The organism is Pseudomonas sp. Sample_16 (assembly GCF_004307665.1).
Classification (GTDB): Bacteria; Pseudomonadota; Gammaproteobacteria; order Pseudomonadales; family Pseudomonadaceae; genus Aquipseudomonas.
The window spans coordinates 1-16,739 of record NZ_RCOB01000043.1; the positions used below are offsets into that span (position 1 = coordinate 1).

The window sequence follows — 16,739 nt, forward strand, 5'->3', positions numbered from 1 at the left end:
GAGCACGACCTTGCCAAGGTCGGGGTCGCGAGTTCGAGTCTCGTTTCCCGCTCCATATTCAACAAAAACGCCGCTCAGCAATGAGCGGCGTTTTTGTTTGCGCGTGTTCTTCCGGTAAGAACTCCACCCTCAAAATTTTGGGGGCTGGCGCTGTTCTAGGCCCCAACGGGGCCAAGCAATGACACTTCCATTTCTTGTTGGCTGGCCAAGCTCGAAGACCTGGGCTGCCCGGAAGGGGTGGACCGCAATCTGGTGCCGTCGGTCGTCTTTGCAGTCGAACTGTAATTTTTGACAGGTTCGGTCATGTAGGTTTTGCCCTACTGTTTAGATGTGCCACAGGGTCAAGCAATGTTCTTGTCATCACCGATAGGAAGAAAGGCAGCCATGAGTCAGGTGTTCCAGATTCCAACTCAGAAAGATCGAACTGCGGTCAACATGGCGCAGATGGCCACGAGCATTGCAGTACAGCGCCCATATTTTGCATTTGATTCGCTCTACAAAGTCTCTGGCGAGTGGGATATCTGGGGGGATTTCAAGCCTGAGCAACCGCTGGGGAGCGAGCTCGGACCATTGGCTACGGCCGAGGCCGGGCGCCACTTGGCTATCCTGGGGTCGTGCGCTGCTGCGCTGGCGCAGGTTGAAGGAGAGCGTGTGTATTACTTGGCCTCACGAGCTCACTGGGATTTGCGGTACAACCCCATGAGGTATGGACGAACTCCGTTGATGACCGCTCGGGCTAAGATCGTTGAAAGGTCACGAAAAAGGGTGCTCGCAAGAACCGAGCTGTTGATCGAGGGGCAGTTGTACGCAGAGTTGTCCGTGGATTACCAAGTGCTGTCAGAAAAGACATTTCAAAAGCTCTTCTCAAACCATCTAGTGCCCACTACCTCGAGCTCTGTTAGTTCTCCATACGCTGAAGCGTTCCCATTGTCGGTGCTTACGTTGAGTGAGCAGGAGATCACTGCTGAAAGTGTTGGGTTCTCGGCAGCCAGGTGTGAAGGACACTTCCCTGACTACCCGACGTGGCCCGTGGCAGTTGTCATGTATGGTCTGAGTCAGGTCATGTCTCGGCTACTGGATCATAAGGTGGGTCGGGTTACTCCCTTTAGGCTTTTACATGTGACATTAGCGGCAGACGAGCTGGTTTCTGCCGATAAACAACTGCTGTTCAGTGCTTGTTTCTCCTCCGTGTCTACTGACGGAAAACTCTGTGATGTGGTCTGCAACGCTACTTATGGCGACAGGGTGATTGCCACTACTCAGGCTAAAGTTGCGATTGAGTGAGTAGTTTAAGGATCGAACCGTAAGCCTTCTCGCCAGAGGTCCAGGGTTCACGGAGTCGAAGAGGGGCAGAATCTTGCCGCCACTCTTCTAAGCCCAGATCGGAGTTGCTGCGCGTTTACATCGACAACATCAACCGCCCCGCAAACAAAATCAGGACCACACCCATGGTGCGTTCAAACCAATGGCCCATGCGCATGAACAGCAGTCTGACCTTGGAGCTGGAAAAGAACAGCGCCACGATCACAAACCACAGGGCGTTTACCAGGCACATCCACACCCCGTAGAGCGCCTGAATCTTCAGTGGTGTGGTGGCGCTGATGAGCGTGGTGAAAATCGCCAGGAAAAACAGTGTGGCCTTCGGGTTGGTGGCGTTGGTCAGAAAACCGGTGGTGAAGGCCTTCAGCGATGTCTGCTGGATAACCGGTTCATCAGTGATTTTATCGCCCTCGAGTACGGATCTGGGCTGGCTGCGAATCAGGCTGACGCCCAGATACAGGATGTAGGCGGCGCCCACGACCTTGGCCACCGTGAGCAGCCATGGCGTGGTGTGCATCAAGGCGCCGACGCCCAGCACCGTATACAGCACATGCACGGAAATGCCGGCGCCGATGCCCAGTGCGGTGCAGATCCCCACCCATCGGCCAAAACGTACGCTTTGGCGGATGGTTACGGCGAAGTCCGGACCGGGGGCGACCACGGCGAGAAAGTGCACGATTGCCAGCGCCAGAAATTCACCCAGGTAATTTGAAAGCATCTCAACTCCAGAAAGTCAGGGGGGAAGCCGTGCCGCGATAGCCGACAAAAAATGAAAGACTCAGGCGTGGTTCGGCCACGCCCGGGGTCACTGAGTGCATGCGGCGGGAGTTGAACATGATGAAATCCCCGGGAGCGGGGAGAATCTCCAGCGCTGGCGTACCAAGCAAAGCCGGTTCGATGCCGTAACTGTCGCCGCGCATTTCGTCGAATTGTTCCGGGGAAATGTCGTCGTCCCACAACTGCAGAGCACCGCCTTCGGTGGGCATGTTCAGGTAGACGTTGCAGGCGAACTGCGCCTCCAGGCTTCTGGCCTGGAAGCTGTCCGGGGCGTCCTTGGCGAAGATGTCGTGATGGGCAAGAAAGCACACACCGGGTTTCACCACGCGGGAGAGTCCGACGTACATCTTGCGTCCGTAGAGGTTTTCCAGGTGCGCTCCCGCCGGCCAGGATTCGTCGAGCATGCAGCGCAGGGTGTCGACCGGCGACGGGTAGGGCGCACACCGGTTGCGTAATTCCGCGATGTTGCGGGTGGCGCGTTCGAAATAATCCTCTATCAACAGCGGCTGGTTTTCCGCCTCGTAAAACGCCATGCCGATACGGCCGATACTGGGCGCGTTGATATAGCCTTCAAAGCCGGGTGCGAGGATCTTGTCGCCAATCTGCATCGCCAACGGCGTGGGTAGCCAATTTTTTACGCGTATGGCGAGGACTTCTTCATTGGCCAGTTTTTTTATGCACGTCTCATCGAGACGCTCGACGTCTAGCATCATGTCTCAGGTCCATCTATCAGAGAGTCGACGAAGCCTGCGAGTGCAGGCTCCTCCCGGCGTCGGGCAATGGCTTGGGGGCCATCGCCCAAAGGCTCAGTCCACGTGGTAGTGGACGGATAACGTCCCTTTCTTTTGCGAAAGGGATTCGATCGTGACCGTGCCCAATTCCTTGAGGCTACGTACATGGGTGCCGCCGCAACCGTAGGCGGGCAGTTCACCGAAACCTATTTCCCGGGCGCCTTCGCGCAGTGATATCAAGCGCGGCAGGTCGTGGGCGATCCACTGCTCGATGCCTCCCTGCAGGGTTTGCGCTTCAACTTCCCGGGCCGATTCCGTCGGTTTGAACTGCACACGCCCTTCGCCAGGCCAGTGATGCGCCTTGATCGGCATCCAGCCCATGGCCTGGACGAAATGACCGATCAGGTGGCCGGCTGAATGCATGCGTGTATTGAACTGGCGACGCTCTTCGTCGATCCGGATCTGGGTCATACCGATTTTTACCGGACTGTCGACGAAGTGGACGATCCGGTCCGGGTCCTGGACTACGCGTAGCACTCGGCTTTCGCCAATCCAGCCGGTATCGAAGGGTTGCCCACCGCCCTGCGGGTGGAACAGTGTTGCGCGCAGTACCACGGCGAATTCGCTCTCGTGTGGCGTGCAGTCCAGGACTTCCACGTTGGCCTTGAGCTCATCACTATGGAAAAACAGGCGAAGCGTCATGTTCCGTGCTCGAATAAAAAATTCTGTTTTTTATTATATGAAGGGTGGAATAGCGTGATAATCCGTTCAAACATCAAAGGACTGTTGCGTTGTGAGCATAAATCTACCGTTGCCTCTTCTTGGTGAAATGGCGATTTTCGTCAAGGTTGTCGAGACCGGCAGCTTCTCCGAAGCGGCACGTCAATTGGGCTCTTCACCCTCGGCGGTCAGCCGCAGTATTTCGCGACTGGAGAAAGCGCTCGCGACGCGACTCCTGCAACGCACCACGCGCAAGCTGCGTTTGAGCGACGGCGGGGAAGAGGTGTTCAAACGGTGCCAGGAGATGGTCAACGCTGCCCGTTCAGTGATGGAGATCAGTGGTCAGTTCACCGATGAGCCAGAGGGGGTGGTGCGTCTCAGTGTGCCGAAAGCGGTGGGTCGGATCGTGATCCATCCGCATATGCCGGAGTTCTTGCGCCGTTATCCGAAAGTGGATGTGGAGTTGTTGCTCGAGGATCGTCAGGTGGATTTGATCGACGATCACGTCGACCTGGCGATACGCATTACCGATCGGCCGCCTGCTGGGTTGGTGGGGCGTCAGTTGCTGACGATCGACCATATGCTCTGCGCGACACCGCAGTATCTGGCCGAACATGGAACACCGGCTCATCCCCATGACTTGCTCAACCACAGTTGCATTTATCTGGGGGAAACCCCGAGCGATGCGCGGTGGAAGTTCAAGAAAGGCAACAAGCTGGTCACTGTCGGCGTGCGCGGGCGCTATGCCGCCAATCACACGGGCGTGCGGTTTGGCGCGGTATTGCAGCACATCGGCATTGGCAGCCTGCCTTATTTCACGGCGCGCCGAGCCCTGGAGAAGGGGTTGATGGTGCAAGTGCTGCCGGACTGGACCTTCCTGGCGTCCTACCACGGCGGTGCCTGGTTACTGCATTCGCCAACCCGATACCTGCCGCCCAAGCTTCGGGTGTTGATCGATTACCTGGTGGAGTGCCTGGAGAAAGAGCCGACGTTGGGCAAGCCGGGCAAGTCGGACAGCTTGAGTACGGCGGTATCGGAGTATGAACTGCCCGAGAGTGACGGGTTGTTCTGAGCAAAGACTCGATCTGTCGGCAAAACAAAAAGGCCCGCATGTTCGGCATGCGGGCCTTTTCATACAACGTCTTTCAGATCAGTGCTTGCTGTCCTGGTTGGACAACGCCAGTAGCTGCTTTTCCTGGTTCCAGTCAAACGGCTCGTCGTTCTGTTCGGCTTCGAAGCGACGTTCTTCCAGTGCCTGATACAGATCGATTTCGTCATCAGGCATGTAGTGCAGGCAGTCGCCAGCGAAGTACCACAGCAGGTCGCGCGGGACCAGGTGAGCGATTTGCGGGTAGCGGGTGATCACCTGGCACAGGATGTCCTGGCCCAGGTACTGGCTTTCGATCGGGTCGACCGGCAGCAGTGCAAGCAGTTCGTCGAAGCGCTCCAGGAACAAGGCATGGCTTTCGTCGGGAACCTGTTCGGCCTCACCTACGGCGACCAGGATGCTGCGCAGGTGGTCGAGCAATACGAGATGATCGGCAACGATGTTGGACACGAGATAAGTCCTCAAGAGCAAAACGGGCGCGGGAGTATAAAGCTCCTGCGCCCGTTTTTACATGGTGTAGCGGCTCGGTTTGATCAGCGGACCTTCCCCGCGGCTATCGCCAGTTCCTCTTTGTCGAAGTCATCGACATCGATCACCTTGCGCCGCGCCGCCTCGGCGTCACGCAGGGCTTGCGCTTCCACCGGTTGCAACACGCCGGCCTCCAGCGCTGCATCGATCACGTGCTCGCCTGCGACCGGTTTGACCTGACCGCTCTTGAGCGCCACATGCAGTTTTTTCTGCAAGGATTGCGCAGCGCCCGACAGGTTGCAGGCATGTTGCAGGGCGCCGACCGGGTCTTCCAGCGATTGCGGGCGGTAGCAACCCAGGAGCACTTCCTCCAGCGCCGGGTCACCTTTGGCCCGACCGATAACCGCAGCAACCTGTGCGCCCAGCTTGTCGGAAGGCCCTTTGTGGCGACGACCGAACGGGAACACGATCACCCGCAGCACACACGCCAGGACTTTGTTCGGGAAGTTGTTGAGCAATTCATCCATGGCCCGTTCGGCCTGGCCGAGGCTTTCCTCCATGGCCCAGGCAAACAGCGGCTCCATGTGTTCCGGCGCGTCGAGGTCGTTGTAGCGCTTGAGCGCGGCGCTGGCCAGGTACATGTTGCTGAGTACATCGCCCAGGCGTGCCGACAGGCGTTCGCGACGTTTCAATTCGCCACCGAGCAGCATCATGCTGAGATCGGCCAGCAATGCGAACGCAGCAGCCTGCCGGTTGAGAGCGCGGAAATAACCCTGGCTGAGCCTGTCGCCCGGCATATGTTCCAGGTGTCCAAACCCGAGATTCAGCACCAGCGTGCTCGCGGCATTGCTGACGGCAAATCCGATGTGCCTGAGCAACAGGCCATCGAACTCAACCAGTGCCTGATCCTTGTCTTCATGGGTGGCCAGGGCCATTTCCTTGAGGACGAAAGGATGGCAGCGAATGGCGCCCTGACCGAAGATCATCAGATTGCGCGAAAGAATGTTCGCGCCCTCGACGGTAATGAAAATCGGCGCGCCACACCATTTGCGCGCGAGGTAATTGTTCGGTCCCTGGATGATCGCCTTGCCGCCGTGTACATCCATGGCGTGGCTGATGCATTCACGGCCCCGTTCGGTGAGGTGATACTTGAGAATCGCCGACAGCACCGAAGGTTTCTCGCCCAGGTCCACCGCATTGGCCGTCAGCATCCGCGCGGCATCCATCATCCAGGCGTTACCGCCGATGCGGGCCATGGATTCCTGAATGCCTTCGAACGCCGCAATCGGCACGTTGAACTGTTCGCGAATCTGCGCGTACTGGCCTGTCACCAGGCTGGTGAACTTGGCCATGCCGGTACCCACCGCCGGCAGGGAAATCGAACGCCCGACCGACAGGCAATTCATCAGCATCATCCAGCCTTTGCCGAGCATTTCCTGGCCGCCGATGAGGAACTCCAGCGGGATGAAAACGTCCTTGCCGGAGTTCGGACCGTTCATGAACGCTGCGCCCAGTGGCAGGTGACGACGACCGATTTCCACGCCGGGAATGTCGGTCGGAATCAGCGCGAGGCTGATGCCCAGGTCTTCTTTGTCGCCCAGCAGATGGTCCGGGTCGTAAGCCTTGAAGGCGAGGCCAAGCAGGGTGGCGACAGGCCCCAGGGTGATGTAGCGCTTTTCCCAGTTAAGACGCAGGCCCAGGGTTTCCTGGCCTTCCCACTCACCTTTGCAGATCACCCCGGTGTCGGGCATGCCGCCGGCGTCGGAGCCGGCCATTGGGCCGGTGAGGGCGAAACACGGAATATCGTCGCCCCGTGCCAGGCGTGGCAGGTAGTGATTACGTTGCTCGTCGGTGCCGTAATGCAGCAGCAACTCAGCGGGACCGAGGGAGTTGGGGACCATCACGGTGGAGGCGAGGTCGCCACTGTGGCTGGCCAGTTTCATCGCCACTTGGGAATGGGCATACGCCGAGAAGCCTTTGCCACCAAATTCCTTGGGGATGATCAGGGCGAAGAAACCGTTTTCCTTGATGTACGTCCAGGCCTCGGCTGGCAGGTCCATGGTTTGACCGATCTGGTAGTCACTGACCATGGCGCAGAGTTCTTCGGTCGGGCCGTCGATGAAGGCCTGTTCCTCTTCGCTCAGTTGTACCTTGGGGTAGGACAGCAGTTTGTTCCAGTCCGGACGACCGCTGAACAGTTCGCCATCCCACCACACCGTACCCGCTTCAATGGCGTCGCGTTCGGTTTGCGACATGGGCGGCAGGGTTTTCTGGAACCAGTTGAACATCGGCGCGCTGAAGAATTTGCGGCGCAGGTCAGGCAGCAGTAACGGCGCAGCGACCGCAGCGAGCAGAAGCCAGAAAACCAGCAACAGCCAGCCCGGCGCGCGACTGAAGATGCCCATTGCCAGCAGGTAGACAGCCACGATGCCCATGGCGGGCAGCGGGGCGATGCGACGGTGGGCTAAATAAGCGATCCCGACAACCAGAACCAGTATCCACAACAGCAGCATATTTAATCCTCCGTGAAACCAGGGCGAGCCAACCCACAGAGCTTAGACGGCATCCGCAAAACAGGGGGGTCGGAGCGAGGTGATTGAAAACGTGGGAAATCCCGGATGATTTCTGTAGGTCCGGTTGGCAACAGGCCTGGTAAATCGTTCATTTAACGGGCGGCTAAGCGCTCATATTTGGCCGAAACGTCGTTATCTCTGTGCTGAACCTCTCGATAGACTCGGGGCTTCCCCAGGAGATCGTCGCATGCATGAGTACCTAAGCCCCGGCCGCTTCATCGATAGTGACCATCCCTCGGTGGTGGAGTTCGCCGAAAAACACCGTGGCAGCAGTCGCGACCCGCTTGAGCAGGCGATCAGCCTTTATTACGCGGTACGCGAGGCCGTGCGCTACAACCCGTACACCTTCAGCCGCGATCCGCAGACTTTGTGCGGCAGTTACGCCCTGGCGGCCGGGGAGAGTTATTGCGTGCCCAAAGCCACGCTGCTGGCCGGTGCCGCGCGGCATTGCGGCATTGCGGCGCGGATCGGCCTGGCGGATGTGCGCAATCATTTGTCGACGCCGCGCCTGCTCGAGCTGCTCAAGAGCGACATGTTCGCCATGCACGGCTACACCGAGTTCTACCTGCAGGGTCGCTGGGTCAAGGCGACCCCGGCGTTCAACCAGAAACTGTGTGAGTTGTTCAATGTGGCGCCGCTGGAATTCGATGGAGTCAATGACAGTGTTTTCCATCCGTTCAACCGCGACGGCGAGAAACTGATGGAGTACCTCGTCGATCACGGCCAGTTTGCCGATGTGCCTGAGGAATTCTTTTTCGAGCACCTGGAAAAGTGTTATCCGCATCTGTTCGGCGAACAGCTGTCGCCGTTGCTGGGTGACATGCAGAGCGATTTGAGTCGTACCTGATCCGGCGTATGCTGCCTGCGCATTCATCAATCGAGAGGCGGTCATGCTGAAGATCTGGGGTCGGAAAAATTCATCGAATGTCAGAAAGCCGTTGTGGGCCGCCGAGGAGTTGGGGCTGGCATACGAAGCCATCGATGCGGGCGGCGCCTTTGGTGTTGTCGATACGCCCGAGTATCGCGCCATGAACCCCAACGGCCGTGTGCCGGTGATTGAGGACGATGGTTTTGTGTTGTGGGAATCCAACGCCATCGTTCGTTATCTGATGGCCAGGCATGCGTCCGACACCGCGTGGTATCCAACCGATCTGCGAGCGCGGGCCACTGCTGACAAGTGGATGGACTGGACCACCTCCAGTTTCGCCGGGCCGTTTCGCACGGTGTTCTGGGGCGTATTGCGCACTCCCGCAGAGCAGCAGGATTGGTCTGCCATCAAGGCGGCGATCACCGAATGCGAAGGCTTGCTGGCAATGGCCGATCAGGCGCTGGCGAACAAACCATACCTGTCCGGCGATGACATCGGCATGGGCGATATTCCCCTCGGCAGTTTCATTTATGCCTGGTTCGAGATGCCGATCGAGCGCGCGCCGCTGCCCCATCTTCAGGCCTGGTACGCCCGTTTGAAGCAGCGTCCGGCCTATCAGAAAGCGGTCATGACTGCGTTGACTTAATACTTACTATCGACACGCTTGACTGTACTTGTGCGGCGGGGACAAGCAACATTGCGGCGGTGCACTGTGGTTGTGTTGTTCGCCGCTCGCCCTTATTTATCCTTTTCTTCCCTTCTTGGTGCGTAATCCGATATGAGTTCCGCTCTGTCCATCCGGCAGCTAACCAAAACCTACGGCAACGGTTTCCAGGCCCTGAGTGGTATCGATCTGGATGTCGCCGAAGGTGACTTTTTCGCCTTGCTCGGCCCTAACGGCGCCGGCAAATCCACGACCATCGGCATTCTTTCGACCCTGGTGAACAAGACCAGTGGCACGGTGAATATCTTCGGTCATGACCTGGACAAGAACCCTGCGCAACTCAAGCGCTGCATTGGCGTCGTGCCCCAGGAATTCAACTTCAACCAGTTCGAAAAGACCTTCGACATCGTCGTGACCCAGGCCGGTTACTACGGCATCCCGTCGAAAGTCGCCAAGGAACGCGCTGAGCAGTACTTGACCCAGCTCGGCCTGTGGGACAAGCGCGACGTGCCATCACGTTCACTGTCGGGTGGCATGAAGCGTCGTCTGATGATTGCCCGCGCGCTGGTTCACGAACCACGTCTGTTGATCCTCGACGAACCGACTGCCGGCGTCGACATCGAACTGCGTCGTTCGATGTGGACCTTCCTCACCGAACTGAACCAGAAAGGCATCACCATCATCCTCACCACGCACTACCTGGAAGAGGCTGAACAGCTGTGCCGCAACATCGGCATCATCGACCACGGCACCATCGTCGAGAACACCAGCATGAAGCAGTTGCTCGGCCAGTTGCACGTCGAGACCTTCCTGCTGGATCTGAAGAACAGCCTCAGTGCGCCACCGCAGTTGCTCGGTTATCCATCACGTCTGCTTGACGGCCATACGCTGGAAGTCCAGGTGGACAAGTCGATGGGGATCACTGCGCTGTTCACCCAGCTTGCCCAGCAAAATATTGAAGTGTTGAGCCTGCGAAATAAAACCAATCGCCTTGAGGAGTTGTTCGTGTCCCTGGTGGAGAAAAATCTGTCGAAGGTGGCGGTATGAGTTCCGAGCTGCAACCCAACCTCGTCGCCCTCAACACCATCGTTTACCGCGAAATCCGGCGCTTCACCCGGATCTGGCCGCAGACCCTGCTGCCACCGGCCATCACCATGGTTCTGTACTTCGTGATCTTCGGTAACCTGATCGGCCGGCAGATCGGCGACATGGGCGGCTTCACCTACATGGAGTACATCGTGCCGGGGCTGATCATGATGTCGGTGATCACCAACTCCTACGGCAACGTGGTGTCGAGTTTCTTCGGCAGCAAGTTCCAGCGTTCCATCGAAGAACTGATGGTTTCACCGGTCTCGCCACACACGATTCTGATCGGCTACGTCCTGGGCGGCGTGTTGCGCGGGTTGATGGTCGGGATCATCGTGACCTTGTTGTCGCTGTTCTTCACCCATCTGCAAGTGCATCACCTGGGCGTGACCATCCTGGTGGTGGTGCTGACGGCGACGATTTTCTCGCTGCTGGGCTTCATCAACGCCGTGTTTGCGCGCAACTTCGATGACATTTCGATCATCCCGACGTTCGTGCTGACGCCGTTGACCTATCTGGGCGGGGTGTTTTATTCGATTACGCTGTTGCCGCCGTTCTGGCAGACCGTGTCGTTGGCCAACCCTGTTCTGCACATGGTCAACGCCTTCCGCTACGGCATTCTTGGGGTTTCGGATATCCGGATCAGCGTGGCGATTGCCTTCATGGTGGTGGCGACGGTGATTTTGTATTTTGGGTGTGCGCGGTTGTTGGTGAGTGGGCGGGGGATGCGGACCTGAGGATGTTTTTCTTGGGGATTTTGGGTGTATATCCGTTTCTGCGGTAACGGCCACTTATGGTTTCGCCCTTACGGCGAGTCACTTTTTTACAAGCGCCAAAAAAAGTAACCAAAAAACGCTCGCCCCTTACGTACGGCCCCTCGCTGGGGCTCGGGGTACCTTCGCTCCGGCATTCATCCGGGGGCATCGCCTCCGGTCTGCTTCGCGACGACCTCCTCTCGATGTGTGCGGCTGCGCCGCACGGCGCTACGCGCCCACCCCCGGATAAACGCCTCCACTCAGCCTGCCGATGGGGCGGGTGAAACAAGAGGGCCGAGGCGGCCTACCGGCCGGCCTGTTTGTCTGGATTGTACGCATTTCAAGTGGGAGCTGGCTTGTCGGGTCGCCGCATCGCAGCGATGACGGCCTGACAGCCGACCAATCTCTACCTGATACCCCCCATCCCATTGTAGGAGCGAGCCTGCTCGCGAAAAACGTCCAGACACCGCGACCATCCAGCCAAGGCGCGTTATCGTTGACGACCATCGCGAGCAGGCTCGCTCCTACATGGGAACGGCTATATCCGCAAAATCATGGCTGATTGTCTGGCCGCCATCGCTGCGATGCGGCGACCCGACAAGCCAGCTCCCACAAGGGTCGCGGTGCCGTATGGGAGTGTATTCGACCTCAGCGAGGTCGGCTCGAAGGTCGCCTCGGTTTCTGTAACGGTACGTACGACCAACCTCAAAGACACCCCATCACATCCGACTCTGCTTGCGCCGCCTCCACTGCCGCGCGACCCACCAGCGCCAATACAGCATCACCAGGCAATAAGCCAACGCTCCCAACACCACCCCCGTCACCACCGACCCCAGCAAAAACGGCTGCCACAACGTCGACAGCTCGCCGCTGATCCATTCCCAGGTCAGCTCATCCGGCAGATGCCGCGCGGGAACATCCAGCAACCACGCGCCGGTCTGATAGGTACAAAAGAACACTGCCGGCATGGTGATCGGATTGGTCAGCCAGACCAGGCTTACTGCAATCGGCATATTGCCGCGCACCACGATGGCAAGGGTCGCGGCCAGCAGCATCTGCAACGGAATCGGCAGAAAAGCCGCAAACAAGCCAACCGCCATGGCCCGTGCGACGGAGTGGCGATTGAGGTGCCAGAGGTTCGGGTCATGCAGCAGCGTGCCGAGAAAGCGTAAGGATTTATGTTCCCTGATGCTGGTCGGGTCTGGCATGTAACGTTTGAATAATCGCCGGGGCATAGGGATTCTCGGTCGGTCAAGGCGGCAAGTATGTCTCGATTCCATGAAGCGCCCATTCAGACTTTGTGACAATTGATAACGACGAGCGTGCCGCCAGACGACTATGCCTAAGGTCGGGACTCTCAAGGACGGGCTTATGCGCACAGGGATGATGGCGCTGGCGTTGGGTCTGCTGGCCTTGCGTTTTTTACCGGCATTGCCGCCGGTCGGGTTGTGGCTGTTGATGCCGGTTGTGGGTTTGATGTTGCTGCCGTTCAGAACTTATCCGGTGGCGTTTTTTCTGTTCGGTTTGAGTTGGGGTTGCGCGCAGGCCCATTGGGCATTGGATGACCGCTTGACGCCGGATCTGGATGGTGAGACCCGATGGGTCGAAGGGCGGGTGACGGGATTGCCCGAGAACGGCGAGGCGGTTGTTCGATTTGAATTGGCGCAGGCAACGTCGCGACACGCAGACGTGCCGTCGCTCATGCGCCTGGCCTGGTACGACGGCCCGCCGGTGAAAAGTGGCGAGCGCTGGCGATTGGCGGTCAAGTTGAAGCGTCCTGCCGGCTTGCTCAATCCGCATGCATTCGATTACGAAGCTTGGCTATCGGCGCAACGCATTGGTGCGACGGGTACGGTCAAGGATGGCGCGCGACTGGTTGAGGCGCGATGGGCCTGGCGTGACGGCATCCGCCAAAGATTGCTGGCGGTGGATGCACAGGGTCGAACGGGGGCACTGGCGGCGTTGGTGCTTGGCGATGGTGCCGGGCTCAGCCGCAAAGACTGGCAAGTGTTGCAAGACACCGGCACCGTGCACTTGCTGGTGATTTCCGGCCAGCACATCGGTTTGCTGGCGGGCGTGGTGTACTTGCTGATCGCCGGTCTGGCCCGCTATGGACTCTGGCCAACTCGCCTCCCTTGGCTGCCCTGGGCTTGCGGCCTGGCATTCATCGCCGCGCTGGTTTACGGATTGTTGGCCGGGTTTGAAGTCCCGGTTCGCCGTGCCTGTCTGATGATCGGTCTGGTGTTGTTGTGGCGTCTGCGTTTTCGTCACCTGGGTGCCTGGTGGCCGTTATTGCTGGCGCTCAATGGCGTATTGCTGCTAGACCCGCTGGCCAGTCTGCAACCGGGATTCTGGCTGTCCTTCGCCGCAGTCGCGGTTTTGATTTTTACCTTAGGCGGTCGTCTCGGCCCCTGGCGTTGGTGGCAAACATGGACCCGCGCCCAATGGCTGATCGCGATTGGCCTGCTGCCGTTGCTGTTGGTGCTGGGATTGCCGATCAGTGTCAGCGGACCATTGGTCAATTTGCTGGCAGTGCCATGGATCAGTCTGCTGGTATTGCCTCCTGCATTGCTCGGCACTCTGTTATTGCCACTGCCTCACGTAGGGGAAGGCCTGTTGTGGCTCGCGGGCGGTTTGATCGATTTTTTGTTCAAGGGGTTGGCATTGGTCGCTGGGCGGATTGCAGCGTGGGTGCCCATGGCGATCCCGTTCTGGGTAGGGTGCGTGGGGGCCATGGGCGCCTTACTTCTGTTGTTGCCCCAGGGCGTGCCAATGCGTCCGTTGGGGTGGCCGATGCTGCTGTTGCTGGTGTTTCCTCCACGGGCAGAGTTGCCCGAAGGAATCGCCGACATCTGGCAGCTGGACGTCGGGCAAGGCCTGGCGATCCTGGTGCGCACTCGCCATCAGGCCTTGCTGTATGACACCGGCCCGCGCTTCGGTGATTTCGATCTGGGCGAACGGGTGGTGTTGCCTTCATTGCGCAAGCTTGGCGTAAAAGAGCTCGATTTGATGCTGATCAGTCACGCCGACGCCGATCATGCCGGCGGCGCCCTGGCGGTCGCCAAGGGGCTGGCGGTGAAGCGTGTCATCAGTGGCGATCCGCTGGCACTGCCTGCCGAGTTGCAAGCCCAGGCCTGTGAAACCGACCGGCAATGGATCTGGGACGGGGTGAAGTTCCGGCTCTGGCAATGGTCATCAGCCGGTGACAGCAATCAAAAGTCCTGTGTTTTGCAGATCGAAGCCAATGGCGAGCGCTTGTTGTTGACCGGTGATATCGATGCCGCCGCCGAGCGATCGCTGCTCGACAGTCCATTGGCCGTACCGACCGACTGGTTGCAGGCACCGCATCATGGCAGCCGCAGTTCGTCGTCCATGGCGTTACTCAATGGCTTGCAGCCTAAAGCGGTGCTGATTTCTCGTGGGCATGGCAATTCATTCGGCCATCCGCACCCAACCGTCGTGGCTCGCTATCTCAAGCGTGGCATTGCGATCCATGACAGTGCGCATGAAGGTGCCATTCATCTGCAACTGGGGCGGTTTGAATCTCCCCGCTCGATGCGTCTGGAGCGGCGGTTCTGGCGCGACCCGCCAGTATCGGTTCAATAACCGAGCGTTACTAAAGCCCGACCGGATGCGACATCACGGTCTTCGGTGCGTCCACCCCCTATGTTAGAGTGGCGCACTTTTTCGAGGGGACTGACACTGTGTGGGAATTGGTCAAATCCGGCGGCTGGATGATGCTGCCGATCATCCTGAGTTCCATCGCGGCCATGGCAATCGTTGCCGAGCGTCTGTGGACCCTGCGGGCCAGCCGCGTGACGCCGGAGCATTTGCTCGGTCAGGTCTGGGTCTGGATCAAGGACAAGAAACTCAACAAGGACAGACTCAAGGAACTGCGCGCCAACTCGCCGTTGGGTGAAATCCTGGCCGCGGGCCTTGCCAACTCCAAGCATGGTCGCGAGATCATGAAAGAGTGCATCGAAGAAGCTGCCGCACGGGTCATCCACGATCTGGAGCGCTACATCAACGCGCTCGGCACAATTGCCGCCATGGCGCCGCTGCTGGGCTTGCTCGGTACGGTGTTGGGCATGATCGATATTTTCAGCGCATTCACCGGCAATGGCATGACCACCAACGCGTCGGTGCTGGCCGGTGGTATCTCCAAGGCCCTGATCACCACGGCTGCCGGTTTGATGGTCGGTATCCCGGCAGTGTTCTTCCATCGATTCCTGCAACGCCGGATCGATGAGCTGGTGGTGGGGATGGAGCAGGAAGCGATCAAACTGGTCGAAGTGGTGCAGGGCGACCGCGACGTGGATCTGGCTGAGGGCAAAGCGTGAAATTCCGCCGCAAACCGCGGGAAACAGTGGACATCAACCTCGCGTCGCTGATCGATGTGGTGTTTATCCTGCTGCTGTTTTTCGTTGTGACCACCACATTCACCCGTGAAACCCAGCTGCGCGTCGATCTTCCCGAAGCGGTCAGTGGATCGCCCGCCGAAGACCAGAACAAGCCGCTGGATATCGCCATCAGTGCCGACGGCGTGTTCTCGGTCAACAACCAGGTGCTGCCCAAAAGTGATCTGGCCAGCCTGATGGACGCATTGCAGAAGGAGTCCAACGGCGATACCAGCCGGCCGCTGTCGATCAGTGCCGATGGTAAGTCCCAGCATCAGTCCGTCGTCACCGCGATGGACGCCGCTGGCAAACTTGGCTTCAGCCACTTGCGCATGACCACAGTCGAGGCGGCGCCGCCCGCGCCCTGATGGCCATGTCCGATCGCCTGTTAGCCGCATGGTACCGAGGCCATCCCGCGCTGAAGCTGTTGCAGCCACTGGAGTGGTTGTATCGGCGTGTGGTCGATAAAAAGCGCAAACGCTTTTTGGCGGGCGAGGGGGAAATCTATCAGCCACCGGTGCCGCTGATCGTGGTGGGCAACATTACAGTCGGTGGCACCGGCAAGACGCCGTTGATTTTGTGGATGATCGATCACTGCCAGCGCAGCGGTTTGCGGGTCGGTGTGGTCAGTCGTGGCTACGGCGCCAAACCGCCGCAGTTGCCATGGCGAGTCGAAGCACAGCACAGCGCGGAAATTGCCGGTGACGAACCGCTGTTGATTGTCCAGCGCACCGGCGTGCCGCTGATGATCGACCCGAACCGCAGCAACGCTGTCAAAGCCTTGCTGGCGAGTGAACCGCTGGATTTGATCCTGTCCGATGATGGCATGCAGCATTACCGAATGGCCCGGGATCTGGAGCTGGTGTTGATCGACGCCGCCCGTGGCCTGGGTAATCGGCGTTGTTTGCCGGCCGGGCCTTTGCGCGAACCGGCCGAGCGCCTGCAAAGTGTGGACGCGGTGCTCTACAACGGCGCCACCGCCGATCGTGAGGATGGGTTTGCTTTTCAATTGCAACCCACTGCGCTGGTCAATCTGCGAAGCGGCGAACGACGTCACCTCGATCACTTTCCCTCGGGCCAGGCATTGCACGCGGTGGCCGGGATCGGCAATCCGCAGCGTTTCTTCAAGACCCTCGAAACGCTACACTGGCAACCAGTCCCGCACGCGTTCGCCGACCATGCCGAATACAGCCTGCAGGCCTTGAATTTCACCCCGTCATTGCCGTTGGTGATGACCGAAAAGGACGCGGTGAAGTGCCGTGCCTTCGCCGC

General features: G+C 59.0%; 16 protein-coding genes. 10 read left to right on the forward strand and 6 right to left on the reverse strand.

The window, feature by feature from the left end:
* Nucleotides 1-384 precede the first annotated feature (384 nt).
* Nucleotides 385-1,284: a hypothetical protein gene (locus tag D8U69_RS05945; protein WP_056855962.1), complete on the forward strand. Its 900-nt coding sequence runs from the start codon at nt 385-387 to the stop codon at nt 1,282-1,284.
* A 115-nt stretch (nt 1,285-1,399) separates the two neighbouring features.
* On the opposite strand, the gene D8U69_RS05950 is transcribed toward D8U69_RS05945, so the two are convergent.
* The 3 genes from D8U69_RS05950 to D8U69_RS05960 all read right to left on the reverse strand — a co-directional run bounded on the left by D8U69_RS05950 (nt 1,400) and on the right by D8U69_RS05960 (nt 3,530).
* Nucleotides 1,400-2,038: a LysE family translocator gene (locus D8U69_RS05950; protein WP_056855961.1), complete on the reverse strand. Its 639-nt coding sequence runs from the start codon at nt 2,036-2,038 to the stop codon at nt 1,400-1,402.
* A 1-nt stretch (nt 2,039) separates the two neighbouring features.
* Nucleotides 2,040-2,810, reverse strand: coding sequence for a 2OG-Fe(II) oxygenase (locus D8U69_RS05955; protein WP_130904443.1), 771 nt, complete (start codon nt 2,808-2,810; stop codon nt 2,040-2,042).
* Between the two features lie 93 nt (nt 2,811-2,903).
* Nucleotides 2,904-3,530, reverse strand: coding sequence for an alanyl-tRNA editing protein (locus D8U69_RS05960; protein ID WP_130904442.1), 627 nt, complete (start codon nt 3,528-3,530; stop codon nt 2,904-2,906).
* Nucleotides 3,531-3,621: 91 nt separating this feature from the next.
* Here D8U69_RS05960 and D8U69_RS05965 point away from each other — a divergent pair, with 91 nt between their 5' ends.
* Entirely contained in the window at nt 3,622-4,620 is a 999-nt protein-coding gene (locus D8U69_RS05965) for a LysR family transcriptional regulator (protein ID WP_130906922.1), read from the forward strand.
* 78 nt (nt 4,621-4,698) lie between these two features.
* Here the strand turns inward: D8U69_RS05965 and D8U69_RS05970 are convergent, their stop codons facing one another.
* Complete coding sequence (locus D8U69_RS05970; protein WP_007972361.1) at nt 4,699-5,106, reverse strand: PA2817 family protein; 408 nt, start codon at nt 5,104-5,106, stop codon at nt 4,699-4,701.
* An 83-nt stretch (nt 5,107-5,189) separates the two neighbouring features.
* On the reverse strand, nt 5,190-7,637 hold the full coding sequence (locus D8U69_RS05975) for an acyl-CoA dehydrogenase (RefSeq protein WP_130906923.1): 2,448 nt from the start codon (nt 7,635-7,637) through the stop codon (nt 5,190-5,192).
* Nucleotides 7,638-7,884: 247 nt separating this feature from the next.
* Between D8U69_RS05975 and D8U69_RS05980 the strand changes: the two genes are divergently transcribed.
* The 4 genes from D8U69_RS05980 (at nt 7,885) to D8U69_RS05995 (ending at nt 11,052) form a co-directional block, all read left to right on the forward strand.
* Nucleotides 7,885-8,544, forward strand: a complete 660-nt coding sequence (locus D8U69_RS05980; RefSeq protein ID WP_130906924.1) for a transglutaminase family protein — start codon at nt 7,885-7,887, stop codon at nt 8,542-8,544.
* 43 nt (nt 8,545-8,587) lie between these two features.
* The gene (locus D8U69_RS05985) at nt 8,588-9,211 is read left to right on the forward strand and encodes a glutathione S-transferase (RefSeq protein ID WP_130906925.1); all 624 of its coding nucleotides are present in this window, start codon (nt 8,588-8,590) and stop codon (nt 9,209-9,211) included.
* Between the two features lie 132 nt (nt 9,212-9,343).
* On the forward strand, nt 9,344-10,276 hold the full coding sequence (locus D8U69_RS05990; protein ID WP_056855954.1) for an ABC transporter ATP-binding protein: 933 nt from the start codon (nt 9,344-9,346) through the stop codon (nt 10,274-10,276).
* Nucleotides 10,273-11,052: an ABC transporter permease gene (locus D8U69_RS05995; protein WP_056855953.1), complete on the forward strand. Its 780-nt coding sequence runs from the start codon at nt 10,273-10,275 to the stop codon at nt 11,050-11,052. Before D8U69_RS05990 ends, D8U69_RS05995 begins: the two co-directional genes overlap by 4 nt.
* A gap of 737 nt (nt 11,053-11,789) precedes the next feature.
* Here D8U69_RS05995 and D8U69_RS06005 read toward each other — a convergent pair.
* Nucleotides 11,790-12,305, reverse strand: a complete 516-nt coding sequence (locus D8U69_RS06005) for a DUF2062 domain-containing protein (RefSeq protein WP_056855952.1) — start codon at nt 12,303-12,305, stop codon at nt 11,790-11,792.
* A 136-nt stretch (nt 12,306-12,441) separates the two neighbouring features.
* Between D8U69_RS06005 and D8U69_RS06010 the strand changes: the two genes are divergently transcribed.
* The 4 genes from D8U69_RS06010 to lpxK all read left to right on the forward strand — a co-directional run.
* Nucleotides 12,442-14,676: a DNA internalization-related competence protein ComEC/Rec2 gene (locus tag D8U69_RS06010; protein ID WP_130906926.1), complete on the forward strand. Its 2,235-nt coding sequence runs from the start codon at nt 12,442-12,444 to the stop codon at nt 14,674-14,676.
* 98 nt (nt 14,677-14,774) lie between these two features.
* The gene (locus tag D8U69_RS06015) at nt 14,775-15,410 is read left to right on the forward strand and encodes a MotA/TolQ/ExbB proton channel family protein (RefSeq protein ID WP_056855950.1); all 636 of its coding nucleotides are present in this window, start codon (nt 14,775-14,777) and stop codon (nt 15,408-15,410) included.
* On the forward strand, nt 15,407-15,835 hold the full coding sequence (locus D8U69_RS06020; RefSeq protein WP_056855949.1) for a biopolymer transporter ExbD: 429 nt from the start codon (nt 15,407-15,409) through the stop codon (nt 15,833-15,835). The genes D8U69_RS06015 and D8U69_RS06020 overlap by 4 nt, the downstream gene beginning before the upstream one ends.
* The coding region (lpxK, locus tag D8U69_RS06025) for a tetraacyldisaccharide 4'-kinase (protein WP_130906927.1) at nt 15,835-16,739 on the forward strand (905 nt) is incomplete at its 3' end. The genes D8U69_RS06020 and lpxK, both read left to right, overlap by 1 nt.

Bases quoted from the DNA above. Each gene is read 5' to 3' on its own strand.
- D8U69_RS05945 (WP_056855962.1), top strand. From the start codon at position 385: ATGAGTCAGGTGTTCCAGATTCCAACTCAGAAAGATCGAACTGCGGTC.
- D8U69_RS05950 (WP_056855961.1), bottom strand. From the start codon at position 2,038: ATGCTTTCAAATTACCTGGGTGAATTTCTGGCGCTGGCAATCGTGCAC.
- D8U69_RS05955 (WP_130904443.1), bottom strand. From the start codon at position 2,810: ATGATGCTAGACGTCGAGCGTCTCGATGAGACGTGCATAAAAAAACTG.
- D8U69_RS05960 (WP_130904442.1), bottom strand. From the start codon at position 3,530: ATGACGCTTCGCCTGTTTTTCCATAGTGATGAGCTCAAGGCCAACGTG.
- D8U69_RS05975 (WP_130906923.1), bottom strand. From the start codon at position 7,637: ATGCTGCTGTTGTGGATACTGGTTCTGGTTGTCGGGATCGCTTATTTA.
- D8U69_RS05980 (WP_130906924.1), top strand. From the start codon at position 7,885: ATGCATGAGTACCTAAGCCCCGGCCGCTTCATCGATAGTGACCATCCC.
- D8U69_RS05985 (WP_130906925.1), top strand. From the start codon at position 8,588: ATGCTGAAGATCTGGGGTCGGAAAAATTCATCGAATGTCAGAAAGCCG.
- D8U69_RS05990 (WP_056855954.1), top strand. From the start codon at position 9,344: ATGAGTTCCGCTCTGTCCATCCGGCAGCTAACCAAAACCTACGGCAAC.
- D8U69_RS05995 (WP_056855953.1), top strand. From the start codon at position 10,273: ATGAGTTCCGAGCTGCAACCCAACCTCGTCGCCCTCAACACCATCGTT.
- D8U69_RS06005 (WP_056855952.1), bottom strand. From the start codon at position 12,305: ATGCCCCGGCGATTATTCAAACGTTACATGCCAGACCCGACCAGCATC.
- D8U69_RS06010 (WP_130906926.1), top strand. From the start codon at position 12,442: ATGCGCACAGGGATGATGGCGCTGGCGTTGGGTCTGCTGGCCTTGCGT.